Below are 25,069 nucleotides of genomic sequence, written 5' to 3'. Positions count from 1 at the left end.
GGTGGATCACCGCCGTGGTCCGGCCGCAAACGCGGCGTGAGCCACTGCCAGGCAGGTCATGGTGCCCGGGGCGACCTCGGTGAAACCCGCGTCGCGCACCCCGACGACGCCGTCGGTGCCGTCGTCGGCGGGCGGGGCCAGGCGCGCCCAGGTGGCCGGGTCCGCGGTGCGCACCGCGCACACCGGTGCCGCGCCGACCGGCCACCCGGCGGCCGCACCGAGCAGCATGGTGGCGTGCCCGACCTGCGCGGCGGCCTTGCCAACGGTCATCTCGGCGTGCGGTGACAGCAACACCAGCGGGGCGTCCGGGTCGGGTGGGCCGGGCTCGTCGGCGGGCAGCTCTGTACCGCCGATCTGCAGCCGTGCGACGACCTTCGGCACGTCGTCGACCGGGCCGGGCAGCAGGGCGCGGACCTCGGCGTCACCGACCCGCACCGTCACGCCGGGGAGCTCCGCCACGGCGCGCCAGTGCGCGCCACGGGCCCGCCGCGCGATCTTGCGGATGCGTCCGTCCACCCACGGGGCGACGGCATCGTGCCAGTCGCCACCGGGCTGGGCCCGCGGGTCGGTGCAGACGGCGAGCGCCGCGGTGGCCGCCGCCTCCAGCAGCGCGGTGCGCACGGGCAGCGGGTCGCGCTCGATGCGCAGCACGACCGGCATCGCCCGCACGACGCCGTCGGCCTCCGGCGCGATGTCCCGGCCGCGGGCCCCGGCTCCGTAACGGCCCGCGAGCAGCGCCAGCACCGGTGCGGGAGCGGTCACGCCAGCGGGACCCGGCGCAGCACGCCCTCGGCGGCGTCAGCGGCCTCGACCTCGGTACGGGTGATGCCCAGGACGAACAGCACGACGTCGAGGTAGGGCACCGACACCGAGGTGTCGGCGACCTCGCGCAGCGCCGGCTTGGCGTTGAACGCGACGCCGAGCCCGGCGGTGGAGAGCATGTCGATGTCGTTCGCGCCGTCGCCGACCGCGACCGACTGCTCCAGCGGGATGTCGTGGGCCGCGGCGAACCGGCGCAGCGCGACGGCCTTCCCGGCCCGGTCGACGACCTCGCCGACCACCCGTCCGGTCAGCTTCCCCCCGGAGATCTCCAGCTCGTTCGCGGCGACGAAGTCGAGCTTGAGCTCGCGCGCGAGCCCGGCGATGACCTGCGTGAACCCACCCGATACGACGCCGCAGCGATAGCCGAGCCGGCGCAGCGTGCGGATCGTGGTGCGGGCACCGGGCGTCAGCTCGATCTCGGCGGCCACCTCGTCGACGACGGAAGCGGGCAGCCCCTCCAGGGCTGCGACGCGCCGGGTCAGCGATTCGGTGAAGTCGAGGCGGCCGGCCATGGCCTCCTCGGTGACCCGGCGGACCTCGGCCTCGACGTCGGCCCCGGCACGGGCGGCGAGCATCTCGATGACCTCGCCCTGGATCAGGGTGGAGTCCACGTCGAACACGATGAGCCGCTTGCTGCGCCGGGACAGCCCGGCCCGGGACACCGCGACGTCGACGCCCGCCTGCCGCGCCACCCGGACCAGCCGCTTGCGCAGCGTGCCGGGCGGGTAGGCGTCGGCGTCACCCTGGGGGACCGGGGAGACGAGCAGCTCCAGCCCGGTCACCGGGTAGTCGGCGACCCGGCGGATGGAGTCGATGTTGGCGCCGACCGCCGCAAGCTCCGCGGCGATCGCGCCGAACGCGCGGGCCGTGATCGGCCGGCCCAGCACCGTGACGACGTGCGTCGACGGCGTCCGGGTGGCCCGGCGGCCGTCGCGCTGGATCTCGATGTGCACGCTCATGGCGATGGAGTCCATCGCCGCGCCGACCGTGTCCTGCAGATCCTCCGGGTCCCCCTCGGGCACGACCAGCGCGCCCAGGGTGAGCCGGCCGTTGACCACGACCTGTTCCAGGTCGAGCAGCTCGACACCGGCCGCGGTCAGCGCGGTGAACAGCACGGAGCTGACACCAGGACGGTCCGGCCCGGTCACCGTGACGAGCACGGTGGGCCGGGCCGGACCGGGAAGTACTGGGGTCACTACTTCGACTTGGGGTCGCTGTCCGGCATGGACTCCTTGCCGACCTCCTGCGCGAGCACCTCGCTCGGGTGCGCCCGATTGCCGACGTGCGCCTCGGCGCGCGCCTTCTCGACCAGGTGCGGGTAGTGCAGGTCGAACGCCGGGCGCTCGGAGCGGATCCGGGGCAGCTCGGTGAAGTTGTGCCGCGGCGGCGGCGACGAGGTCGCCCACTCCAGCGAGTTGCCGAAGCCCCACGGGTCGTCGACGGTGCAGACCCGGCCGAACCGGTAGCTCTTGAAGACGTTGTAGAAGAACGGCAGCGTCGAGGCACCGAGGATGAACGCACCGATCGAGGAGATCGTGTTCAGCGTCGTGAAGCCGTCAGAGGGCAGGTAGTCCGCGTAGCGACGCGGGTAGCCCTCGTTGCCCAGCCAGTGCTGCACCAGGAACGTCAGGTGGAACCCGACGAAGGTCAGCCAGAAGTGGATCTTGCCGAGCTTCTCGTCGAGGAACCGGCCGGTCATCTTCGGGAACCAGAAGTAGATCCCGCCGAAGGTCGCGAACACGATCGTGCCGTAGAGCACGTAGTGGAAGTGCGCGACCACGAAGTAGGTGTCCGACACGTGGAAGTCCACCGGCGGCATCGCGAGCAGGATGCCGGTCAGGCCGCCGAAGAGGAACGTGACGAGGAAGCCGACCGAGAACAGCATCGGCGTCTCGTAGGTGATCTTGCCCTTCCACAGGGTGCCGATCCAGTTGACGAACTTGACGCCCGTCGGGATGGCGATGAGGAACGTGGTGAAGGCGAAGAACGAGAGCATGATCGCGCCGGTGGCGTACATGTGGTGCGCCCACACCGCGACCGACAGCGCCGCGATGGCGATGGTCGCGAAGACCAGGCCCTTGTAACCGAAGATCGGCTTGCGGGCGAACACCGGGAAGATCTCGGACACGATGCCGAAGAACGGCAACGCGACGATGTAGACCTCCGGATGGCCGAAGAACCAGAACAGGTGCTGCCAGAGCACCACACCGCCGTTGGCGGGGTTGAAGATCTGGGCGCCGAGGTGGCGGTCCGCGGCCAGCGCGAGCAGCGCGGCGGTCAGGATCGGGAACGCGATCAGCACCAGCAGCGCGGTGATGAAGATGTTCCAGGTGAAGATCGGCATCCGGAACATCGTCATGCCCGGCGCACGCATGCAGACGATGGTCGTCACGAAGTTGACGCCACCGAGGATCGTGCCCAGACCGGAGACGACCAGACCCATGATCCAGAGGTCACCGCCCGGCCCCGGCGACCGCACCGCGTCCGACAGCGGGGTGTAGGCGAACCAGCCGAAGTCCGCCGCGCCGCCCGGGGTCAGGAAGCCGGAGACGACGATGATGCCGCCGAACAGGTACAGCCAGTAGGAGAACGAGTTGAGCCGCGGGAACGCGACGTCGGGGGCACCGATCTGCAGCGGCACGATGTAGTTCGCGAAACCGAAGACGATCGGCGTCGCGAACAGCAGCAGCATGATCGTGCCGTGCATGGTGAACAGCTGGTTGTACTGCTCGGTCGACAGGAACTGCAGCTCCGGCCGTGCGAGCTCGGCGCGGATCAGCAGCGCCATGACACCGCCGACGGCGAAGAAGCCGAACGACGTCGTCAGATAGAGGATCGCGATGTCCTTCGGGTCCGTCGTCCTCAACATCTTGAGGAACGTGGATCCCTTGCCCTCACGCCGCGCCGGATACGGGCGCGTCGAGATCGGCTTGGGCTCGACGGCTGTCACCTGGGCCTCCATGCACTTGCCTGACCTGAGCACGTCCTCGCGGACGGGCAGACTCTACTTCCCGACCGGCGAGCGGCGCCCGTCCGGTCCGGGAGATCCACTTCGTGGGTCCCGGCTCGTCGCACGGCGCGCGCCGATTGTGCTCTACGGAGAGTAGAACCGACAGTCCCCGACCGCGCACTCAGGGCGCCCTTCGCCGGACCGGCAGGTGGGCGAGGGCCCGCGACGGTGGCGGCGTGGCGCGCCCGGCACTGCCCGGAACCGGCGCGGGGCGTCACCGCAGCGGCTCGAAGACCTCGGTCCAGAGCTCCGGCGCGCTGGCCGGGTTGGGCTGGGCGTCGACGATGTAGAACTCGGTGCCCAGCCCCATCGCGAACACCGGGTCCGGCATCGCCAGCAGGAAGTGGTCGGGCCCCATCTGGCTGGCGTGTGCGCGCATCGAGGCGCGCTTGGCCTCGGCGTACTCGACGGCCTCGACCCGGTGGGTGATCTCGGACTCGGGCTTGCCGAACGACGGGTCGTCGGGGATGTCGAGGGAGAAGTCGGCGCCGCCGTCGGCGCGCAGTCCCTTCATCCCGCGCAGCAGCCAGTCCCGGTTGGTGGTGTTCTGCGCGACGACCGGCACCCCGGCGAGCTCGCCCGCGCGGGCACCCACCCGGTGCACCTGGATGTGGTCGGGGTGGCCGTAGCCGCCGTTGTCGTCGTAGGTGGTGAGGACGTCGGCCTCCTCCTCCTCGAGGATCAGCGCGAGCCGCTTGGCCGCGTGCTCCACCGAGGCCTGCCAGAAGCAGTAGGGGGCGTCGTTGGACGGCTCGCCCATCATCCCGGAGTCGACGTAGCCGAGGAACTCCACGCGGGCCACACCCAGCACGCGGGCCGACTCGTGGCACTCCGCGGAGCGGCGCACCGGCAGCTGCTCCCCCTCGGCCAGGACGCCGGGCACCGGCTCCCCCAGCTCGCCACGGGTGGCGAAGACGAGGACGACGCGGTGGCCGAGCGCGGCGGCCTTGGCGAGCGTGCCCGCGGTGCCGATCGACTCGTCGTCGGGATGGGCATGGAAGCTGACGAGGGTCCCCACGCCGGTGAGCCTAGGAGCCGGCCCCGCCCGCCCCGCACCGGGCCGTCGTCGATCTACAGACCGTTGACGCGCCGTCGGATGTGTGTAGCATCACAGCTCCCCGAACCGGCACAGGAGCCACCCACCATGGCCGATGTCGTCAGCGTCGACAACGTCGATTCCCGCCGCACCACCGTGCCCGTCCCCCGCAGCGCACAGGAGGCGCCGGTCTTCAACGCCGCCGCGCACCTGACCGCGGCCAGGGTCGAGGCCGGGGACGGCGCCCGCACCGCCGTCCGGTACCCCGGCGGCTCGCTCAGCTACGCCGCCCTGACCGACCGGGTCCGGCTCGTCGCCGGGGCCCTGCGCCGGGCCGGCGTACGGCCCGAGCAGCGGGTGCTGCTCGTGATGCCCGACGACGTCGAGCTGTTCACCGCGATCCTCGCGACCCTGTGGGCCGGCGCGGTCGCCGTGCCCTGCTCGACGATGCTGACCGGGCGCGAGCTGGCCGTGCTCGTCCGGGACTCGCGGGCGACCACGGTGATCGGCGGCGAGGCCTTCGCCGCGCACCTCACCGAGGCCGTCGCGCAGGCGCCCGACCTGGAGCGCGTGGTGCTCACCGGGGCGGACCCGCTGGTCACCGGAGTCACCTCGCTCACCTGGGACGCACTGCTCGAGGGCGCCGACCCGCTGCCCGAGCCGCACCCGACCTGGCCGGAGTCCCAGGCGCTGTGGCTCTACACCTCGGGCACGACCGGCAAGCCCAAGGGCGCCATGCACCGGCACGACGACATCCGGTTCGTCGCCGACACCTACGGCCGACAGGTCCTCGGCATCCGCCGCGACGACGTCTGCCTCTCGGTCGCGAAGCTGTTCTTCGCCTACGGCATCGGCAACTCGATGTTCTTCCCGCTGTCGGTCGGCGCCTGCACGGTCCTCGAACCGTCCCGGCCGGACCCGGAGCACTACTCCCGCCTCGTCGAGCAGCACGGCGCGACGCTGTTCTTCGCCGTCCCCAGCTTCTGGGGCCCGATGATCGCCGCCGAGCTGCCGCGCGAGCGGTTCGCCACCGTGCGCCGCGGCGCCTCGGCGGGCGAGGCGCTGCCCGCGCGGATGTTCCACGGTGTGCTCGACCGCTACGGCTTCGAGGTCCTCGACGGCATCGGCTCCACCGAGGCACTGCACATCTTCATCTCCAACCGGCCGGGCGAGGTCGTCCCGGGCAGCTCCGGCTTCCCGGTCCCCGGCTACGAGGTGGAGCTGCGACGGCCGGACGGCAGCGTCATCGACGGCCCCGGCGAGCAGGGCATGCTCTACGTCGCGGGCGACTCGGTGTGCACCGGCTACTGGTGTCGCACCGAGGTCAACCGCGCGGTGTTCCAGGGCCGCTGGATGCGTACCGGCGACCAGTACGTCCGCGGCGAGGACGGGTCGTGGACCTGCCTGGGCCGGGCCGACGACGTCCTGAAGGTCGGGGGCATCTGGGTCTCCCCCGGCGAGGTCGAGACCCGCCTGCTGGAGCACCCGGGGCTCGTGGAGGCGGTCGTCGTCGGGATCCCGGACGACGACGGACTGGACAAGCCGGTCGCGTTCGTGGTGCCCCGCGACCCGGCGGCGGCGCCGTCGGAGAGCGAGCTGGTCGCGTTCTGCCGCGAGGGGCTGGCCGCGTTCAAGCGGCCGCGCGCCGTGGTCACCGTCGACGAGCTGCCCAAGACCCCCACCGGGAAGATCCAGCGCTACCGGCTGCGCGCGCACGCCGCCGCCCTGCCGGGGGCCACCGGCCACCCCGGCACCCCGGAGACCGTGGTCTGAGGCCCCCGGGGTGTCTCGATGTAGGACGTTCGCTCGACCCGGAGTGACCCGGCGGGGTTCACTCACCGGATGCACCGACGGCGAGGAGGCGGCGTGGACACGTGGGACTGGATCCCGGAGACCCCCGCGACCTGGGACGACCGCAAGCGCCGGGTGCTCGACGGGCTCGACCCCGCGCTGTTCGGCCTCGGCCGGCCCGGGGACGGCGACCCGCTCGGCGACGAGTGGTGGCGCGTCGAGGACGCCGACGGCGCGACCGTCGCCTACGGCAGGCTCGACGGCAGCTGGGGCGACGCCGAGATCCTGGTCCTGGTCGCCCCCGCGGCCCGGCACACCGGCGTCGGCTCGTTCGTGCTGGAGCGTCTGGAGGCCGAGGCGGGCCGGCGGCGGCTGAACTACCTCTACAACGTCGTGCCGCACGGCCACCCCGACCCCGAGCCGGTGACCGGCTGGCTCACCGCACGGGGCTTCGTCCGCAACGACACGGGTGAGCTGCGCAAGCAGGTCCCGTCCGCGGCGGTGCGCAACCGGGGCTGAGACCCGGACCCCGGGGGTGACTGGGACCCCGGTGGCGACTCAGGCCCCGGCGGTCCGCAGCGCGGTCTCCAGGATCCGCCGGGCCGCGCCGCAGGGATCCGTCGGGGCCGACGCGACCACCGACAGCGCCCCCGACCCGGCGTCGACGACGGCCATGCAGGTGCCCTCGGTCTCCGACACCGCGGCGCGGCGCCCGTCGAGGGCCTCCTCGGTGAGGGTGCTGCCCTGGGCCCGCAGCTGGGCGAGACCGGCGTCGTAGGCGCCGGGCTGCGCGGCGACGATCAGCGTGGTCGGGATCGAGTACGAGAACCCGGTCGTGCCCCCGCCGGTGCCGGCGGTGTCCCAGCGGCAGCTGGGCGCGGGCTGCCCGGTGGCCTTCCCCGGCCCGGTGAGGCCGAGGCCGGACAGCTCGCCGTCGGGGACGAGGGAGCAGGGCGGCACCGAGAGGTTCGCCGCAGCGGGGGCGTCTGCCGTCGGGGCGACGGCGGATCCGCCGCCAGCGCCGGCGCAGCCGGCGAGCAGGGGCAGGGCCACGGTCAGGGTGGCGAGCGCGAGGCCCGCGAGCCGGGTGCGGTGCATCGTGTGGATCACGGCCCGGATCATGCCCGGCCGGGGTCGCGGGCACGGCCGATCCGGGAAGTCCACGGGGGTGAGATCAGTCGTCGTCGGCCAGCAGCCGCAGCGGCTCCGGGGTCGCGAACACCGCCTCGCTCGGGACGGCGGCATGCAGCAGGTCCAGGGCCGCGGAGCCGCCGCGCCAGTCCCACGCCCGCACGACGATCATCTCGCCGTCGGAACCGTGGACGACGACCATGCGGTCGTCGTCGCCCGCCGGGCCGGGCTCGGTCCCCATCCCGACCACCTCGCCGTACGGGATGGTCGTCACCGGCTGTCCCGGTACGTGCAGCGACAGCGCGGAGCGGCCGATCGTCAGCTGCGAGCCCCGTGGCATCCACGACCTGAAGCGGGACCGTCTGAACAGCCGCCCGGTGGCGGGCCAGCGGTGCGCCGCCCGCCGTTCCGGCAGTGACCCGGGCTGCGCCCCTTCCGGAACGCCGAGCGTCATCGACGCCCGCAGCGTCCCGGCGGCGGCCCGTACGTCCTCACGGGTGAGCCCGGCGAGCGTCGACTCCACCCGGTCCCAGCTGCGGACGGTGCCGGCCAGCAGCGCCGCGGCCTCGTCGTAGGCGCGCAACCAGGCGATGTCGCGGTCGTCGGCGATGTCGGACCGGCACCGCTGCCGGTCGCGCTCGAGCTCCGCGGGGGTCGGGCCGGTGACGCACAGCTCGTCGAGGACGGACAGGAAGGTGTCGCGCAGCACCGGCACGTGCTCCGCGCGCCCGGTGAGCCCCAGCCCGAGGCCGATGGCGACGCCGCCGGGCAGCTGTTCGAGCGCGACGTCGATGCCGTAGACGAGTCCGGCCTCGTGCCGCAGCCGTCGGGTGAGCCGGTCGTCGAGGACCGACAGCGCGGTCGCGGTCTCCGCGGTGTCCGGTCCGTGCATCGTCGCGAGGACACCGTCGATCGGCAGCTCGGTCCAGCTCGGCGTGATCCCGGGCAGCGGCCGCGGGAGCGCTCGACGAGGTGCCGGGCCGTCCTGCAACGGCAGCCCGAGTCCGGGCGGCGGCGGGCCGGTGAGCACCAACGCCGCGTTGGACCGGTGCAGCCACCGCGCCATCCAGTCCCGCACGTCCTGCGACGTGACGAGGTGCACCCCGAGCTGTCGGCAGAACGCCAGGCCGGGTCCGAGGTTGCCGTAGCGCTGCGCCAGCGGCAGCGACGCCAGCGGCGAGGTCGGGTGGGCCAGCTCCTCCGCGACGAGCACGCTGCGCTCGCGGTCGATCTCGGTGAGATCCGGCCATCGGATCGCCCCGCACAGCCGGGTGAGGTGGTCGACCACCACCTGCGGCTCCCCGGTCACCTCGAACCCGGTGAGCAGGAGGGAGACGGCGGCGTTCGCCGTGTGGTCCAGCTCCCCGAGCCGACGCATGACCAGGTGCTCGACGAGGTGGGTGATGCCGGTCGTCCGGAACGTCTCGTCGGCCCGCCCGACACCGAACACGAGCTCGGCGTGCAGCGGCCCCGGCAGGTCGACCCAGAACACCGGAATCCCATCGACCGTGGTGCGGCGCACGGGGTGGGCAGCCGTAGCCGTCATACCCGGTGACGCTAGCGCGGATCCCGTCCGCGACCTCGGGATTCACCGGAACCGGTGGCTCATGTGGACGGACGGGCACCGAAGCCGGCGGATCCGCAGGCACCGACTCAGTCGGACACGATGACGCGCAACGGCTCCGGCGTCGTGTACACGGCCTCCGGCGGCAGCGCCGCGCGGAGCAGCTCCAGTGCCTCGTGACCGCCGCGCCAGTCCTTCGCACGGACGATGAGAGCCGTACCGTCGACGCCGTGGATGACGAGGATCGGGTCCCGGTCGCCGCCCGGCCCGTCCTCGCTCCCCACACCGACCACGTCGGCGAACGCGACGGTTTCCGGGCACTCCTGCGGGATCTGCAGGGTGACGGAGGACCTGCCGATCATCAGCTGCGACCCCCGGGGCAGGTAGGCGCCGAACAGGGCCCGCCGGAAGACCCGGCCCCCTGCCGGCCACGGATGCGGCGCGTGCCGCCGGGGCAGCGACGCCACTCCCCCGTCCAGGGGCACCCCGAGGGTCATCGACGCACGCAGGGCCACGATCGCGGCACGGACGTCCTCGGCGGCGACGCCGGCCAGGGTGCGTTCGATGCGCGGCCAGCCCGCCGCCGTCCCGACCAGCAGGGTCCTGGCCTCCTCGTAGGCGCGCCACTGCAGCGTGTCGTGCTCGTCGTCGACCTCGGCGAGGCACCGACGGCGGTTGCGCTCCAGCTCCGCGTCGGTCGGCCCGGACGCGCAGAGCTCGTCGATGACGGCGAGGAAGGTGTCGCGCAGCGCCGGGGCGTGCTCGGGGCGGCCGCCGATGCCCAGCCCGATCCCGATCGCGGCCAGGTCTCCGGGCAGCCGCTCGACCTCGGTGTCGACGTCGTAGACGAGGCCGGCGTCGTGGCGCAGCGCCCGGGTGAGGCGGTCACGGAGAATCGCCAGCGCGGCGGTGGTCTCCGCGGTGTCCGGACCGATCATCGCGACGATCAACCCGTCGATCACCTGCTCGATCCACGCCGGTGTCGGATGCGGCAGCGGCGGGGGCATGGAGTGCTGCGGCGCCGGCCCGTCGGGCAGCGGAAGGGTCAGCCCGGGCGGCGGCGGCCCGGTGAGCACCAGCGCCGCGTTGTCGCGGTGCAGCCATCGCTGCGCCCAGTCCCGCACGGCGTCGGGCGACACCAGGTACACGCCGAGCTGGCGTTGGAACGCCAGGCCCGGCCCCCGGCAGCCGTAGCGCAGGGACAGCGGCCAGGCGGGCACCGACGACGCCGGATGGGTCTCCTCCTCGGCGAGCAGCACCCGTCGTTCGGCCTCGATCGGGTCCAGGTCCAGCCGGGCGATCGCCCCGCACAGGCGACGCAGGTGGTCGACGACGACCGCGGGCGGCCCGCTCACCTCGAACCCGGTCGTCAGCAGCGAGACCCCGGCGTTCGCGTCGTGGTCGAGATCGCCGAGCGAGCGCATGACCAGGTGCTCGACGAGGTGGGTGATGCCGGTCGTCCGGAACGTCTCGTCGGCACGGCCAACCCCGAACAGGAGCTCCGCGTGGAGCGGCCCCGCCGTATCGACCCAGAGCACCGGGACCCCGTCGACCGTGGTGCGCCGCACCGGGCCGGCTGCCGTGACCGTCATGCCCGTGGACGCTAGCGGAGATCCACCCCGTGACCTCGGAGCTCACCGGAACGGTGGCTCATGTGGACGGACTGACACCGGCACCGTCCGTGACCCCAAACACTCCACACTCTTCCGTCGCAGCGTCGCTTGGTTGTAGTCTTTACAGCGTCGCAGCGACGCGAGGAGGAGTGGACTCCATGAGCAGTGACGACCCGGCCGCCGGCACGGACGTCCCCCGGGTGGACTTCGACCGCGACCCGTCGGGCTACCGGCACTGGCAGCTCGCGATCGACCCGGACGACCCCAGGGTCGCGTACGTGCGGCTCGACGTCGACGAGGCGGGCGGCCTCGTCCCCGGCTACGAGCTCAAGATGAACTCCTACGACCTCGGCGTCGACATCGAGCTCCACGACATCACCCAGCGCCTGCGCTTCACCCATCCGCAGGTCAGGGCCGTCGTGCTGACCAGCGCGAAGGACCGCAACTTCTGCGCGGGCGCGAACATCCGGCTGCTCGCCGGGTCCTCGCACCCGTGGAAGGTGAACTTCTGCAAGTTCACCAACGAGACCCGCAACGGCATCGAGGACGCGACCGCGCACTCCGGCCAGACCTGGATCGCCGCCGTCAACGGCACTGCCGCCGGCGGCGGCTACGAGATGGCGCTGGCCTGCGAGCGGATCCTGCTGATCGACGACAACTCCTCCACCGTCTCCCTGCCCGAGGTCCCGCTGCTGGGCGTGCTGCCCGGCACCGGCGGCCTCACCCGTGTCACCGACAAGCGCCGCGTCCGCAAGGACCGCGCCGACGTGTTCGCGACGAAGCCCGAGGGCTTCGGCGGGAAGCAGGCCGTCGAGTGGAAGCTCGTCGACGAGGTGATCCCGAAGCGCCGCTGGGACTCCACGGTGGCCGAGCGGGCGGTCGAGGCCGCGGCGGCGTCGACCCGGCTGCCCGCGGGCGAGGGGATCGAGCTGCCCCCGCTGGAGCGCACCGAGACCGCCGACGGCATCACCTACCCGCACGTGCGGGCGGAGTTCGACCGCGACCGCGGCCTCGTGGAGATCACCGTCGACGGTCCCGCGGGCGGTGTCCCGGAGAGCATCGAGCGCGTCCACGCCCTCGGCGCGGACTTCTGGCCGCTGGCCGTGACCCGCCAGCTCGACGACCTGGTCCTGCGGCTGCGCAGCAACGAACCGGAGCTGGGCACCTGGGTGATCCGCACCCGGGGCGACGTCGAGGACGCGCTGGCGTTCGAGCGCGTCATCGAGCAGCACTCCGGCGACGACTGGCTGGTCAACGAGATCCGGCACTACTTCAAGCGCACCCTCAAGCGCCTGGACGTGACCAGCCGCAGCCTGATCGCGCTGATCGAGCCGGGCTCCTGCTTCGCCGGGGCGCTGCTGGAGCTGGCTCTGGCCTGCGACCGCCAGTACATGCTCGACGGCACGCTCGACGAGGACGGCGACGAGCAGGGCGACGAGGCCCAGATCATGCTCACGGCGTCGAACTTCGGCACGTTCCCGATGCCCAACGGGCCGTCCCGGCTGGCGAGCCGCTTCCACGGCGACGACGACCACGTCGCCGTGCTGCGCAAGGAGGTGGGGCGCCGCCTCACCGCGGGCGAGGCGCTGGAGCTGGGCCTGGTCACCGACGCCCCGGACGACATCGACTGGGACGACGAGGTCCGCATCATGCTCGAGGAGCGGGCCTCGCTGTCGCCGGACGCGCTGACCGGGATGGAGGCCAACCACCGGTTCGTCGGGCCGGAGACGATGGAGAGCCGCATCTTCGGCCGGCTCACCGCCTGGCAGAACTGGATCTTCGTGCGGCCGAACGCCTCCGGGCCGGAGGGCGCGCTGCGCAAGTACGGCACGGGCCGCAGGGCCGACTTCGACCGCAAGCGGGTGTGAGCCATGAGCATCGACTACTCCGAGAAGATCCCCAACAACGTCGACCTCGCCGGGGACCGCAAGCTGCAGCGCGCACTGGAGTCGTGGCAGCCCAACTTCCTCACCTGGTGGAAGACGATGGGCCCGGCCGTGCCGACCCAGGACGTCTACCTGCGCACCGCCGTCGACGTCGGGAAGGAGGGCTGGGCGCAGTTCGGGCACGTCGCGATGGAGGAGTACCGCTGGGGCGTGTTCCTGGCCGAGCGCAGCGACGACCGCCGGATCGCGTTCGGTGAGAACCGCGGCGAGCCGGTCTGGCAGCAGGTCCCCGGCGAGTACCGCGCCGACCTGCAGCGCCTGATCGTCATCCAGGGCGACACCGAGCCGGCCTCGGTCGAGCAGCAGCGCCGCCTCGGTGAGACCGCCCCCAGCCTCTACGACCTGCGCAACCTGTTCCAGGTCAACGTCGAGGAGGGCCGCCACCTCTGGGCCATGGTGTACCTGCTGCACGCCTACTTCGGCCGCAACGGCCGCGAGGAGGCCGAGGCGCTGCTGCAGCGCAACTCCGGTGACCTCGACAGCCCCCGCATCCTCGGCGCGTTCAACGAGGAGACCCCGGACTGGCTGTCGTTCTTCATGTTCACCTACTTCACCGACCGGGACGGCAAGTACCAGCTCGGCACGCTGAAGGAGTCCGCCTTCGACCCGCTCTCGCGCACCTGCGAGTTCATGTTGAAGGAGGAGGCCCACCACATGTTCGTGGGCACCACCGGCATCGACCGGGTGATCCAGCGGACCTGCGAGCTGATGCGCGAGCACGACACCGCCGACATCGCCCCGCACGGCGGCATCCCGCTGGACGTGATCCAGAAGTACATCAACTTCCACTACTCGGTCAGCCTCGACCTGTTCGGCTCCGAGCAGTCGACCAACGCCGCGAACTACTTCACCGCCGGGCTCAAGGGCCGCTGGCAGGAGGAGCGGCGCCGCGACGACCACGTGCTGACCGAGGACGGCTACGGCATGGAGCAGGTCCGCGACGGCCGCGTCGTCACCGACGAGGTCCCGGCCCTGCTGGCGCTCAACCTGGACCTGCGCAACGAGTACGTGAAGGACTGCGGCTCCGGGCTGAAGCGCTGGAACCGCATCCTGGAGAAGAACGGGTTCGACGACCGCGTCTACCTCCCGCACGTCGGGTTCAACCGGCAGGTGGGGCTGTTCTCCGGGCACGAGCTGACCCCGAAGGGCGACCTGATCTCGTCCGAGGTGTGGGCGTCCCGCCGGGACGACTGGCTGCCGTCGGAGGCGGACCGGACGTTCGTGCAGAACCTGATGCGCCCGGTCTACGAGCCCGGGAAGATCGCCGGCTGGATCGCGCCGCCGTCGAACGGGATCAACGGCAAGCCCGTCGAGTACGAGTACGTCCACCTCGCCTGACCCGGGGGGCTCCCGGACCGCCCGTCAGCCGAAGTTCTCCACGTGCACGCGACGCTCCGGCACCCCGGCGGCGAGGACGGTGCGCCGGACCATCGCGGTCCACCGGCCGGGCCCGCACACGTACACCTCGCGCACCGCGATGTCCGGGATCCGGGCCCGCAGCGCGGCGAGGTCGTCGGCCCGGCCCGCGTCGGCGCCGAACCACGACCCCGACCGCCGGCGTGGCCCGGGCGAGGTCACGACGTGCAGCTTCCGCTCCCGGGCGAGGCGGGTGAACTCCCGGGCGAACAACGGCTCGCGGGTGAAGCGGTGCACCACCACGACGTCGGCGGACTCGTTGAGGAACTTCTCCGCCAGCGCCCGCAACGGGGTCATCCCGACACCGGCACCGATCAGGGCGACCCGCGGGCTGGTCCGCGTGCGCGGGGTGAGCCTGCCGTAGGGGCCCTCGATGTAGACCCGGGTGCCCTGCCGCAGGTTCGGGACGGCGGCGCTCCCGTCGCCGAGCTGCTTGACGGTGATCCGCAGCGAGCGGGCCGTGGGCGGCGCCGACAGCGAGTACGGGTTGCCCGCGGGCCAGCCGCGCCCGGACCGGAACCGCCAGACGAAGAACTGCCCGGCCGAGGCGCCGAGCTCGCGCAGCCGTTCGCCGGTCATGTGCACCGACACGCTGCCGTCGCCCTCGGGCAGCACCGCGGCGACGGTGATCCGGTGCCGGCGCGACCGCACCACCGGGACCGCGACCCGCCAGACCGCGACGGCGAGCACCGCGGCGATCCACAGGCCCCACCAGAACACCGTCCGCGACGGCGAGGTGGTGAACTCCCGCCCCGCCCACAGCTGGTGCGGCAGCGCGAGGAACACCCCGGCGTAGCCCCACAGGTGCAGCAGGTGCCACCACTCGTAGCGCAGGCGGGTGCGGATCCAGCGTGCGCTGGTCACGACGACCAGCACCACCAGGACGGTCCCGAGCGAGGCGACCGCCATCCCGGGCCAGGTCCAGGTCAGCTCCCAGAAGCCGGCGGGGACACGACCGGCGCCGGCGGGGCCGTGCGCCCAGCTCGCGCATCCGACGTGCGCCAGCACCCCGGCGAACGAGGCGATGCCGGTCCCGCGGTGCAGCGCGATGAGGTGCCGCTGGCCGAACGCGTGCTCCAGCAGCGGGATCCGGGCGGCGAGCAGCACCTGCCCGAGCAGCAGCAGCGACGCCAGCAGCCCACAGAGCCGTCCGGTCTCGGCGACCGCGCTGGTGCCGCCCTCCAGCAGCCCGGTGGGGCCACCGCCGTCGACCCACCAGGCGATGACGAGCAGCACCGCCAGGGCGGCGAGCACCCCCGTCGCACGGCGGACCCGGCGGTCGGCGCGCGCGACGTCGCGTGCGGGGACCGGTGGGTCCGGTTTGAAGCGGCCACCGGGCACCCGGACGGTGGGGGCGAAGAGGGATGACACAGTGTGGTCATCCTCCCCGACCGCCAGGCGGCGCCGTCGCCGGACCCGGAGTTCGGCGCGCAGACGCGACCACCGACCGCCACGACCGGGTGGCCGTCCGCACCGCCCGGGGCCGGTCCGCGCGGCGGCGACGAGGATCGACGTCGATGTCCGAGTCGAACCTCCTCCTGCTCGTGACCGTCCTCGCGGTCGTGCTGCCCGTCGTCGTCGCGGTCGTCGTCACGGTGGTCACCGTGCGGCGGATCCGGCGCGATCCCCGGCGGCTGGGCAACGCCTACTGGCTGCTCGCCACGGCGGTGCTCCTCGGGTGGGTGCTCTCGATCGCCGGGTCGAGCGGCAACCCGGTGTTCGGCGCGCTCGTGCTCGCCGTGGTGCTGTCGCCACTGATCACGCTGGTGTTCGCGGTGTTCTGCGTCCTCAACGGCGCGGTCATGCTCCGCCGGGAGCGTCTCTCGCTCGGCAACTCGCTGTCACTGCTCACCGGCCTGGCGATCATCGGCCTGCTCGTCGCCGTCTGGCCGGTGCTGGCGCTGGACTCGCTCGTGCTGCGCGCGCTGTGGCTGGCCTGCCTGCCCGCGGCGGCGTTCCTGGCGTTCCAGTTCGCCGCGTTCCTCGGCTACGCGTGGCTCCACCGGTGGCTGGTGCGCGACCGGCCCGCGGACTGGGTGGTCGTGCTCGGCTCCGGGCTGCACGGCAGCGAGGTGCCACCGCTGCTGGCGTCGCGGATCGCGACCGGGATGGACGAGCTGGCCCGGCGTCGCGCCGGGCGGCTGGTGCTGTCCGGCGGCAAGGGCGACGACGAGCGGCTCGCCGAGGGCGAGGCGATGGCCCGCTGGGCCGCGGCGCACGGCGCCGACCCGGCGGTGCTGACCGCGGAGACCGGCTCGCGGACCACCGAGGAGAACCTGCGGTTCAGCTCGGTGCTGGTCGGCGACGGCCCCGGGGTCATCGTGACCAGCAACTACCACGCGTTGCGGGCCGCGCTGCTGGCCCGGCGGCTGGGCATCGACGCCCAGGCCGTCGGGGCGCCGACCGCAGGCTACTACTGGCCCAGCGCGGTGCTGCGCGAGTTCGTCGCCGTGCTGCGCGAGTACCGAGTGGCCAACGCGGTGCTGCTGGCGCTGGTCGCCGTCCCGGTACCGCTGGCGCTCGTGCTGCTCGCCGGCTGAGCCCCGCTCAGCTGCCCGCGGTCGTCGGGGACGGCGGCGGCAGCGGCGGGCACTGCTTGTCCGACCGGTCCCCGCCGGTCCGCTTCGGCAGCACGCCGGTGAGCAGGTAGTCGGCGACCGCGTCGTCGGTGCAGGCGATCCCCGACAGCGACGACGAGTGGGTGTGCCCCCCGACACCCTCGATCAGCGACGAGCCGGGGAAGGTCCGCCGGGCCTGCAGCGCGCCGGCGTAGGGGGTGGCTCCGTCGTAGGTCTCGGAGATCAGCAGCGGACCGGTCTTCAGCGTCCCGGCGACCTTCGGGGCGGGCCCGGGCTTCACCGGCCAGTCCCGGCAGGGCGCGTTGTACCAGGCGTTGCCCCAGGTCTCGAACGGCGCCTTCCGGTCGGTGGCGGTGTTGTCGCGCTTCCAGGTGGCCCAGTCGCGCGGGAACGGGGCGTCGGTGCACTGGGTGGCGAGGTAGACGGCGTAGTTGTTGTCGTCGGTCGGCGAGCCAGCCTGGTCGAAGGCGGCCTTGAGCGTCGCGGCGTCCTTCTTCGCCCCCGCGACGAACGCGTCGGCGACGGAGGTGTACTCCGCCACGTTGTAGCCGGCCCGCAGGAAGATGTCGGTCCACTCCGAGGAGCCGATCTTCCCGCCCAGCGGGGCCCTCCGGAACTCGTCGTAGAGCGCGTAGAAGCGCTTCTCGACGGCGTCACCGGTGTTGCCGAGGTGGTAGACGGCATCGTTCTTGGCGACCCAGTCGAAGAAGGTCTCGATGTTGCGCTGGAACGCGACGTCCTGGTTCAGGTTGGCCCGGTACCACCAGTCGCGGGGGTCGACGACGCCGTCGAGGACCATCCGGCGGACCTTGTCCGGGAACATCGTCGCGTAGACCTGGCCGAGCAGCGTGCCGTAGGAGAAGCCGTAGTAGTTGATCTGCTTCGCGCCGAGCGCCTGGCGGATCAGGTCCATGTCACGGACGGTGTCCTCGGTGCGCAGGTGCGCGAGCAGCTCGCCGCCGGCCTTCCCGCAGGCCTGGGCGTAGGCCTTGGCCTTCGGGAGCCACGCCTTCTCGGCGCCGTTCTCCGGCCGGTAGTCCGGGCGCGCGTAGCCGCCGTAGTCGGGGTCGCAGCTGAGCGCGGGCCGGCTGGTGCCGACCCCGCGCGGGTCGAAGCCGATCCAGTCGTAGGCGGCGCCGGCGTTCTTCGGGACGGCGGCGCCGAGCCGGGACAGGCCCAGCCCGGGGCCGCCCGGTCCGCCCGGGTTCACGAGCACGACGCCCTGGTACTGCGCCTGCGGGACGGTGTGCCGGATCCGCGAGACCGCGATCTCGATCTTCTTGCCGGCGGGCTTCGCGTGGTCCAGCGGGACCTTCAGGAAGCCGCACTCGGCCTTGGCCTGCTGCAGCGACGGGCTGGTGCACGCGCCCCAGACGATGCCCGCCCCCGGCGGGGGCGGCGCGGGTGCCGCCGGCGCGGCGACGGCGGGACCGGCGGTCCCGAACGTCACCCCCACGGCGACGAGCAGCGTGATGATCGTCCTGCGCACCGGCTCCACCTCTCCGGGCGCACGCGCCCGCCCCCCGACCGAGAGCCAGACCGTGCCACCGGCGACGCTGCGTCCACAATCGCCACGCCCGACGGTAGCCCGAACGGATCAACGAGAAACGGACGTCTCAGCCTCGACCGCCACAACCTCCGACGAGCGCGCAGGTCGCGCACCGTGCGGACGGCACCAGTCCCTCGATGACGTCCGCGGCCGCCGCGGCCCCGCCGGCAGCACGGGCGCTCGCCTTCTCCTCGGCGCAGCGGCGAGCGACCTCCTCCGACGACGACACCCGCAGCACCGCGTCGCGCAGGCTCTGCGGGGTGACCGCGTCGGCGGGCAGGTGCTCCCCCACCCCCAGCGCGGCGATCCGGTCGGCGTTCCCGAACTGGTCCACGGCCTGCGGCACGGCGACCATCGGCACCCCGTGCCAGAGGCCCTCGGTGCAGCCGCCCATCCCGGCGTGGGTGACGAACGCCGACGCGTGCGCCAGCACCGCCAGCTGCGGCACCCACTCCCGGACGGTGACGTCGTCGGGGATCGCGCCGAGGTCGGCCGGGGAGACGTGCGGGCCGGTGGCCAGCACGGTCTGCCAGCCGGTGCCGGTCATGGCCTCGATGCAGTCCCGCCAGAACGCGGGCCGGTCGGTGTAGGCCGAGCCGAGCGACACCAGCAGCAACGGGGCCTTCGGCTTGGGCCACAGCCCCTGGTGGGAGCGGTCGCCGATGACCGGGCCGACGAAGGTGTAGCGGTCGCGGTCGACCCGGTCGAGCTCGGGCTGCATCGCCTCCGGGATCAGCACCACCGAGCGGTCCGGCCGGCCGAGGAACTCCCGGTTCCCGACGCCCGCGCCGACCTCGTCGAGCCAGGCGTCCAGCTCGGCCCGCCAGGCGAGCCCCTCCGGGGTCTCCAGGAACGCGAAGGCCTCTGCCATGTCGGCCTCGAAGCCGTCCCAGGCCACCATGTGCGGGGCCAGCTCGATCCGCGGGATGCCGCGGACCCGGGAGAAGGCGTGCCCGGCCCAGCCGGAACCGTCGTAGCAGACGACGTCGGGGTGCTCGTACTGCAGCGCGTCGGCGATCTGCGCGTAGGCGGAGCGGGCCTCGGCGGAGAACAGCCGCATCGCCACGACGCCGCCGTCGGGCCACTGCTCGCCCTTCGCCGGGTCGGGCAGGTCGGTGCGGATCCGCAGCGGGGTCGCCCCGGTCGCGGCGACGGCCTCGGCGAACCGCTCGGAGACCGGGTAGGTGACGCGGTGGCCACGTGCGACCAGCTCGGCCATCACCGGCAGGTTCGGGTGGACGTGGCCGTGCGCGGCGGTGGTCGACATGAGGACGTGCACCACCCGAGTGTGCCTTGACCGGCCCGGGACGCGCCGACGAGTATCGCCGGATGGCCCGGCTGCGCTGCGACGTCGTCGCCGACTCCCTCGGACTGGCCACCTCGGTCACGGTGCTGCTGCCCCAGCCGTCGCGGACCCGGATCGGGGGCGGGGTGCGCGACCTCGACGCCCCGCCGCCGGTGCTCTACCTGCTGCACGGCCTGTCCGACGACGACACCGCCTGGACCCGCTACACCTCCGTCGAGCGTTACGCCGACGAGCTGGGGCTGGCCGTGGTGATGCCGCAGGTGCACCGCAGCTTCTACACCGACCAGGCCTACGGCGGCCGCTACCGCACCTGGGTGACCGAGGAGCTGCCCGCGCTGGTGGCGCGGTTCTTCCGGGTGTCGGCCGACCCGGCGGAGACGTTCGTGGCCGGGCTGTCGATGGGCGGCTACGGTGCGCTGTCCTGGGCGCTGTCCGAGCCGGACCGCTTCGCGGCAGCGGCGTCGCTGTCCGGGGCGCTGGACCTCGCCGCGCTGGCCGCGGGTCCGCCGCGCGAGGAGGACCCCCGGATCTGGGAACGGATCTTCGACGGCGCCCCGGTGGCCGGGAGCGACGCCGACCTGTTCGCGCTGCTCGACCGGCTCGCCCCGGGAGCGGCGCCCGCCCTGTACGTGTGTGCCGGGACCGAGGACCCGCTGCACCCGCAGTCGGTGCGGTTCGCGGAGCGGGCCCGGGCCGCCGGGGTGGCCGTGACCTCCTCGTTCGGCCCGGGCGAGCACGAGTGGGGCTACTGGGAGGCCCGGATCCGCGACGTCCTGGACTGGCTGCCGCTCCCCCGCTGACCCCGCCCCGGTCCCGCGGCGTTCGACCGTCGCGGCCGGCGTCGAGCTGCACGTTTCCGCCCTGCGCGGGGCGGAAACGTGCGACTCGGCGTCGGCCGGAGTGCGGGCCTCGGCGCGGTGAGGGCAGGGCGGGGCGGGGCGTCAGCGGGGCGCGGGGACCAGGCGGACGGGCTCGCCCGCCGCGGGGTGCAGGAGCAGGGCCTCACCGTCGGTCTCGACGCGGACGGCCCCGGAGACCCAGCGCGCGACCGGCACGTTCTCGCAGCCGATCAGCGTGCTGGGGCCCGCCGTCGCGCGCAGGGCGCCGTCGCCGCCGAGGGTCCACTCGCCGCTCTGCCCGTTGCAGCCGTCCGAGCCGGTCCAGGTGCCGTCCGGGGCGAACTCGGCGAACGCGCGGCCCTGCGCGGTGCCGTCGGCGGGCAGCCAGCGCACGCCGGTGAGGTCGGAGGCCTCGGCGGCGCGCGGGCCGTCGCGGTCCGCCGCGCCGTCGGGATCGCCGTCGGGATCGCCGGCCGCACCGCAGCCGGACAGGACGAGCGCGGCGGCGGCGAGTGCGGCGAGTGCAGTTGTCCGGTTCGTCACCTCCCCGGTGTACCGGATCGCGGCCCCGGCCGGGGCGGTCAGCTCCCGGCCTCGTCGTCGCGGTGCGCGGCACCGATCTCGAAGGCGGGCAGGCAGACGGCCACGTACTCCGCCCCCTCCGGACCGGGCGAGCTGTAGCGCACCCACTCCCCCGGCGCGGTGTGCACGGCCTGCCCGGCGGCCACGGTGAGCTCGCCGCCGTCGTACTCGACGCGCAGCGCGCCCCGCAGGACCAGGGTGTACTCGTCGAACTCCGGGGTCTGGCCGGGCTCGGCCCAGCCGGACGGGCTGCGCATGTGGGCGACCGACACCGCGTCGTCGCCGGAGTTCACCCGGCCCACGTACTCGTCGATGGTCTTGGGCGGGGTCCCGGCGGCGGTGACCCGGCTGGCGTTCTCGATCAGCTTCGGCACCGCACCATCCTGCCGCCTCAGTGCTCGGCGGGCGGTCGGGGTGCGGGCAGCGGTGGCGCGGGGCGCCCGTCCACCGGCTCGGCGGGGAACGGTCCGCCGTGTGCGGACAGGTCGATGCACACCGACCAGGCGGGCGGCGCGACGAGCACCGTCTGGTCGGCACCGGGCCGCATCGGGTGCCGGTAGTGCGCGGCGACCCAGCTGCGGTTGCGCCAGTGCCCCTCGACCCGGACCACGCCGACCACCTCCCGTGGTGTCCCCGCGGGACGACCGCGACCGTACCCCGCGGGAACCGCCCCGGGGGAATACCCTGGGGGGGTATGAGCGCTCCAGCGGGCGTCCACGACGTCGGGAGGTAGACGATGCACGGCGAGCCACGGGCGGCCTCGGCCCCGCAGGAGCACGGGACGCACCCCGGGGGTGGTCACGGAGGGCACGCCGACCACACCGGACACGGACACGCCGACCACGCGGCGGCGTTCCGGGACCGGTTCGTCGTCGCGCTGGTGCTCGCCGTCCCCGTCGTCGGGTTCAGCGCGATGACCGGGATGCTGCTCGGGTACACGCCACCGACGTGGTCGGCGTGGGCCCCACCGGTGCTCGGCACCGTGATCCTCTTCTGGCCGGGGTGGCCGTTCCTGTCCGGCGCCGTCGCCGAGATCCGGGCGCGCCGGCCCGGGATGATGCTGCTGATCGGCATGGCCGTGGGCGTCGCGTGGGTGGCGAGCCTGCTGAGCTCGCTCGGCGTCGGCGGGCTGGACTTCTGGTGGGAGCTGGCGCTGCTGGTCGTGATCATGCTGCTCGGGCACTGGCTCGAGATGCGTGCGCTCGGCCAGGCGTCCGGAGCCCTCGACGCACTGGCCGCGCTGCTGCCCGACACCGCCGAGCGGATCGGGGCCGACGGCACGATCGGCGCGGTCGCACCGGCCGACCTGACTGTCGGCGACGTCGTGCTGGTCCGGTCCGGCGCCCGGGTGCCCGCCGACGGCACGGTCGTCGACGGTGCTGCCGAGGTGGACGAGTCGATGATCACCGGCGAGTCCCGGCCGGTCGCGCGCGGGACCGGCGACCGCGTGGTCGCGGGCACCGTCGCCACCGACTCCGCACTGCGGGTCCGGGTCGACGCCGTCGGCGAGGACACCGCGCTGTCGGGCATCCGCCGCCTGGTCGCGAACGCGCAGGCCTCGCGCTCCCGGGCCCAGGCACTCGCCGACCGCGCGGCGGCGCTGCTGTTCTGGTTCGCCGCGGGTGCCGGGGTGGCGACCTTCGCCGCGTGGACGCTGCTCGGCGACACCGCGCAGGCGGTCACCCGTACCGTCACCGTGCTGGTGATCGCCTGCCCGCACGCGCTCGGGTTGGCGATCCCGCTGGTCATCGCCATCTCCACGGCCCGCGCGGCGCGGTCGGGGGTGCTGGTCACCGACCGGCTCGCGCTGGAGCGCACCCGCACCGTCGACACGGTGCTGTTCGACAAGACCGGCACGCTGACCACCGGCAGCCCCCGGGTCGTCGGGACCGCGGGCGCCGAGCAGACCCTGGCCCTGGCCGCCGCCGTCGAGGCCGACAGCGAGCACCCGCTGGCCCGGGCGGTCGTCACCGCGGCCGGCGGGCGGGACGTCCCGGTCGCCGAGGGGTTCCGCTCGTACACCGGACGCGGTGTCTCCGCGACCATCGACGGGCGGCCGGTCGCGGTGGGCGGCCCGGCGCTGCTGCGCGAGCGCGGTCTCGGTGTGCCCGCGGAGCTCGCCGGCGACGTGCGCCGGTGGGGCGACGACGGCGCCACCGTGCTGTACGTGGTGACCGGTGCGGAACCCGGCGAGGTGGTGGGCGCGCTCGCGCTCGCCGACGCGGTCCGCCCGGAGTCCCGGGCCGCGGTCGACGCACTGCACGCCCGCGGTGTGCGGGTCGTGATGCTCACCGGCGACGCGCGCCCGGTCGCCGAGGCGGTCGCCCGCGACCTGGGCGTCGACGAGGTGGTCGCCGAGGTGCTGCCCGAGGGCAAGGACGAGGCGGTGGCCCGGCTCCAGGCCCGCGGCGCGGTCGTGGCGATGGTCGGCGACGGCGTGAACGACGCCCCGGCGCTGGCCCGGGCCGACGTCGGCATCGCGATCGGGGCCGGAACCGACGTCGCCGTCGCCTCGGCCGGGGTGGTCCTCGCCTCGTCCGACCCGCGCGGGGTGCTGTCGGTGATCGCACTGTCCCGCGCCGGGTACCGGAAGATGCTGCAGAACCTGTGGTGGGCGGCCGGCTACAACCTGGTCTCGGTGCCGCTCGCGGCCGGAGTGCTCGCCCCGGTCGGGTTCGTGCTCCCGCCCGCGGTCGGTGCGCTGCTGATGAGCCTGTCGACGGTCGTCGTCGCGCTGAACGCGCAGCTGCTGCGCCGGGTGGAGCTGCGCCCGGACCGGCTGGTCAGCTGACCCGCGGTGGCGCCGTCGTCGCCCGGACCACCAGCCGGGTCGGCACCTCGACATCACCGGGGACATCACCGGAGACGCCGCCGGGGACGCCGCCGCCCAGCGCGGCGAGCAGCGCCCGGGCGGCGAGCTCACCCTGGCGGCGAACCGGCTGGGCGACCGTGGTGAGCTCGGCGACGGCGGCCGAGTCGTGGTCGTCGAACCCGACCACCGACACCTGTCCCGGCACCGTCACGCCGGCGCGGCGCAGGGTGCGCAGCACGCCGACTGCGAGCTCGTCGGACATCGCGAACACCGCGGTCGGCATCACCGGCAGCGAGAGCAGCTCGGCGGCCGCGGCGTCGCCGTCGGCCACCCCGGCCCCGGTGGCGACGACCGGGCCTCGGGGGCGCCCGGCCTCGGCGTGCGCGTCGGCCCAGCCGTCGCGCCGGTCGGTCGTCGTGGCGCGGCCGTTGGCCTCGTCGGGGTCGAACGACACCAGCGCGACGCCGCGGTGGCCGAGCCCGAGCAGGTGACGGACGGCGGTCCGGGCACCGGCGCGGTCGTCGATGCCGATCCGCGGCCGCCCGAGCATGTCCCCGCCGAGTACGACGACCGGGATCCCCAGCGCGTCCAGCGCCGCGGCCTCGGTGGTGTCGATGGCCGAGGCGACGACGATCAGCCCGTCGGCGCGACCGCGCACCGGCAGCGTCGCGAAGAAGTGCGCCCGCGCCTGCGGGTCGCCGAGGTTGTGCAGCTGGGTGACGTGCCCGGCCGCGGACAACACGCCCTCCACCCCGGCGACGGCCTCGGCGAAGAACCAGCGGGTCGGGAAGCGGGCGAGCACGGCGACCGTCAGCGGCCGGACCGGGACGGAGTAGCCGAGGGAGGCCGCCGCCCGCCGGACGCGTTCGCGGGTGTCGTGCGAGACGGGGGTGCCCTCGCGCAGGGCGCGCGACACCGTCGCCGGCGAGACCCCGGCGAGCTCGGCGACCCGCCGGACACCCACCCGGCGTACGACCTCGCGCACCGGCTCGTCCGTCACGGGGGTCATCGTGCCCGCCTCTCGACAGCGGTTGCAACCGGATGAAACACTCTGCAACACCGCCCCGCCCACG

Annotated in this window: 21 protein-coding genes; 7 read left to right on the top strand and 14 right to left on the bottom strand. The window is 73.8% G+C overall.

The window, feature by feature from the left end:
* Positions 1 to 6 precede the first annotated feature (6 nt).
* From Ae717Ps2_RS04205 to Ae717Ps2_RS04190, 4 genes are all read right to left on the bottom strand, one after another.
* Positions 7 to 762 carry a peptidyl-tRNA hydrolase gene (locus Ae717Ps2_RS04205; RefSeq protein WP_075333056.1) on the bottom strand — a complete coding sequence of 252 codons (756 nt, stop codon included), beginning with the start codon at positions 760 to 762 and terminating at the stop codon, positions 7 to 9.
* Complete coding sequence (gene serB / locus Ae717Ps2_RS04200) at positions 759 to 2,018, bottom strand: phosphoserine phosphatase SerB (RefSeq protein ID WP_075307959.1); 1,260 nt, start codon at positions 2,016 to 2,018, stop codon at positions 759 to 761. Before serB ends, Ae717Ps2_RS04205 begins: the two co-directional genes overlap by 4 nt.
* Positions 2,018 to 3,772, bottom strand: coding sequence for a cytochrome c oxidase subunit I (ctaD, locus tag Ae717Ps2_RS04195; protein ID WP_043280148.1), 1,755 nt, complete (start codon positions 3,770 to 3,772; stop codon positions 2,018 to 2,020). Before ctaD ends, serB begins: the two co-directional genes overlap by 1 nt.
* A 274-nt stretch (positions 3,773 to 4,046) precedes the next feature.
* Entirely contained in the window at positions 4,047 to 4,850 is an 804-nt protein-coding gene (locus tag Ae717Ps2_RS04190) for a PIG-L family deacetylase (RefSeq protein ID WP_075307961.1), read from the bottom strand.
* 126 nt (positions 4,851 to 4,976) lie between these two features.
* Here Ae717Ps2_RS04190 and Ae717Ps2_RS04185 point away from each other — a divergent pair, with 126 nt between their 5' ends.
* Both Ae717Ps2_RS04185 and Ae717Ps2_RS04180 read left to right on the top strand, forming a co-directional pair.
* On the top strand, positions 4,977 to 6,641 hold the full coding sequence (locus Ae717Ps2_RS04185) for a benzoate-CoA ligase family protein (RefSeq protein WP_083702258.1): 1,665 nt from the start codon (positions 4,977 to 4,979) through the stop codon (positions 6,639 to 6,641).
* Between the two features lie 93 nt (positions 6,642 to 6,734).
* A complete protein-coding gene (locus Ae717Ps2_RS04180; protein ID WP_020625596.1) occupies positions 6,735 to 7,178 on the top strand; it encodes a hypothetical protein in 444 nt (147 codons plus the stop codon).
* A 39-nt stretch (positions 7,179 to 7,217) separates the two neighbouring features.
* Here the strand turns inward: Ae717Ps2_RS04180 and Ae717Ps2_RS04175 are convergent, their stop codons facing one another.
* From Ae717Ps2_RS04175 to Ae717Ps2_RS04165, 3 genes are all read right to left on the bottom strand, one after another.
* Positions 7,218 to 7,769: a DUF3558 family protein gene (locus tag Ae717Ps2_RS04175; RefSeq protein WP_158071456.1), complete on the bottom strand. Its 552-nt coding sequence runs from the start codon at positions 7,767 to 7,769 to the stop codon at positions 7,218 to 7,220.
* 64 nt (positions 7,770 to 7,833) lie between these two features.
* The gene (locus Ae717Ps2_RS04170) at positions 7,834 to 9,336 is read right to left on the bottom strand and encodes an insulinase family protein (RefSeq protein ID WP_139318795.1); all 1,503 of its coding nucleotides are present in this window, start codon (positions 9,334 to 9,336) and stop codon (positions 7,834 to 7,836) included.
* A gap of 107 nt (positions 9,337 to 9,443) precedes the next feature.
* A complete protein-coding gene (locus Ae717Ps2_RS04165; protein WP_075307967.1) occupies positions 9,444 to 10,946 on the bottom strand; it encodes an insulinase family protein in 1,503 nt (500 codons plus the stop codon).
* Between the two features lie 179 nt (positions 10,947 to 11,125).
* On the opposite strand from Ae717Ps2_RS04165, the gene boxC reads away from it, so the two are divergent.
* Positions 11,126 to 12,835, top strand: coding sequence for a 2,3-epoxybenzoyl-CoA dihydrolase (boxC, locus tag Ae717Ps2_RS04160; RefSeq protein WP_075333055.1), 1,710 nt, complete (start codon positions 11,126 to 11,128; stop codon positions 12,833 to 12,835).
* A 3-nt stretch (positions 12,836 to 12,838) separates the two neighbouring features.
* On the top strand, positions 12,839 to 14,251 hold the full coding sequence (boxB, locus tag Ae717Ps2_RS04155; RefSeq protein ID WP_075307969.1) for a benzoyl-CoA 2,3-epoxidase subunit BoxB: 1,413 nt from the start codon (positions 12,839 to 12,841) through the stop codon (positions 14,249 to 14,251).
* 24 nt (positions 14,252 to 14,275) lie between these two features.
* On the opposite strand, the gene Ae717Ps2_RS04150 is transcribed toward boxB, so the two are convergent.
* The gene (locus tag Ae717Ps2_RS04150; protein WP_198932131.1) at positions 14,276 to 15,700 is read right to left on the bottom strand and encodes a ferric reductase-like transmembrane domain-containing protein; all 1,425 of its coding nucleotides are present in this window, start codon (positions 15,698 to 15,700) and stop codon (positions 14,276 to 14,278) included.
* A gap of 146 nt (positions 15,701 to 15,846) precedes the next feature.
* On the opposite strand from Ae717Ps2_RS04150, the gene Ae717Ps2_RS04145 reads away from it, so the two are divergent.
* Positions 15,847 to 16,869, top strand: a complete 1,023-nt coding sequence (locus Ae717Ps2_RS04145) for a YdcF family protein (RefSeq protein ID WP_083702257.1) — start codon at positions 15,847 to 15,849, stop codon at positions 16,867 to 16,869.
* A gap of 7 nt (positions 16,870 to 16,876) precedes the next feature.
* On the opposite strand, the gene Ae717Ps2_RS04140 is transcribed toward Ae717Ps2_RS04145, so the two are convergent.
* Both Ae717Ps2_RS04140 and Ae717Ps2_RS04135 read right to left on the bottom strand, forming a co-directional pair.
* On the bottom strand, positions 16,877 to 18,397 hold the full coding sequence (locus Ae717Ps2_RS04140; RefSeq protein ID WP_233147437.1) for an alpha/beta hydrolase: 1,521 nt from the start codon (positions 18,395 to 18,397) through the stop codon (positions 16,877 to 16,879).
* Positions 18,398 to 18,524: 127 nt separating this feature from the next.
* A complete protein-coding gene (locus Ae717Ps2_RS04135; RefSeq protein WP_233147436.1) occupies positions 18,525 to 19,736 on the bottom strand; it encodes a macrolide family glycosyltransferase in 1,212 nt (403 codons plus the stop codon).
* A 14-nt stretch (positions 19,737 to 19,750) separates the two neighbouring features.
* Between Ae717Ps2_RS04135 and Ae717Ps2_RS04130 the strand changes: the two genes are divergently transcribed.
* Positions 19,751 to 20,563: an alpha/beta hydrolase family protein gene (locus Ae717Ps2_RS04130; RefSeq protein ID WP_233147435.1), complete on the top strand. Its 813-nt coding sequence runs from the start codon at positions 19,751 to 19,753 to the stop codon at positions 20,561 to 20,563.
* A gap of 141 nt (positions 20,564 to 20,704) precedes the next feature.
* On the opposite strand, the gene Ae717Ps2_RS04125 is transcribed toward Ae717Ps2_RS04130, so the two are convergent.
* The 3 genes from Ae717Ps2_RS04125 to Ae717Ps2_RS35960 are packed head-to-tail and all read right to left on the bottom strand — an operon-like array spanning position 20,705 to position 21,794.
* Positions 20,705 to 21,145, bottom strand: coding sequence for an META domain-containing protein (locus Ae717Ps2_RS04125; RefSeq protein WP_075307973.1), 441 nt, complete (start codon positions 21,143 to 21,145; stop codon positions 20,705 to 20,707).
* Positions 21,146 to 21,183: 38 nt separating this feature from the next.
* Complete coding sequence (locus Ae717Ps2_RS04120; protein WP_060714438.1) at positions 21,184 to 21,558, bottom strand: cupin domain-containing protein; 375 nt, start codon at positions 21,556 to 21,558, stop codon at positions 21,184 to 21,186.
* 17 nt (positions 21,559 to 21,575) lie between these two features.
* Complete coding sequence (locus Ae717Ps2_RS35960) at positions 21,576 to 21,794, bottom strand: hypothetical protein (RefSeq protein ID WP_143510301.1); 219 nt, start codon at positions 21,792 to 21,794, stop codon at positions 21,576 to 21,578.
* A gap of 126 nt (positions 21,795 to 21,920) precedes the next feature.
* On the opposite strand from Ae717Ps2_RS35960, the gene Ae717Ps2_RS04110 reads away from it, so the two are divergent.
* On the top strand, positions 21,921 to 23,975 hold the full coding sequence (locus tag Ae717Ps2_RS04110; RefSeq protein WP_075333053.1) for a copper-translocating P-type ATPase: 2,055 nt from the start codon (positions 21,921 to 21,923) through the stop codon (positions 23,973 to 23,975).
* Here the strand turns inward: Ae717Ps2_RS04110 and Ae717Ps2_RS04105 are convergent.
* Complete coding sequence (locus Ae717Ps2_RS04105) at positions 23,968 to 25,005, bottom strand: LacI family DNA-binding transcriptional regulator (protein WP_075333052.1); 1,038 nt, start codon at positions 25,003 to 25,005, stop codon at positions 23,968 to 23,970. The genes Ae717Ps2_RS04110 and Ae717Ps2_RS04105 overlap by 8 nt on opposite strands.
* Between the last annotated feature and the right edge of the window lie 64 nt (positions 25,006 to 25,069).

Source organism: Pseudonocardia sp. Ae717_Ps2 (assembly GCF_001932475.1).
Taxonomy (GTDB): domain Bacteria; phylum Actinomycetota; class Actinomycetes; order Mycobacteriales; family Pseudonocardiaceae; genus Pseudonocardia.
The sequence above is the reverse complement of the archived record's forward strand: the minus strand, read 5'-3'. Positions and strand labels throughout refer to the sequence as shown.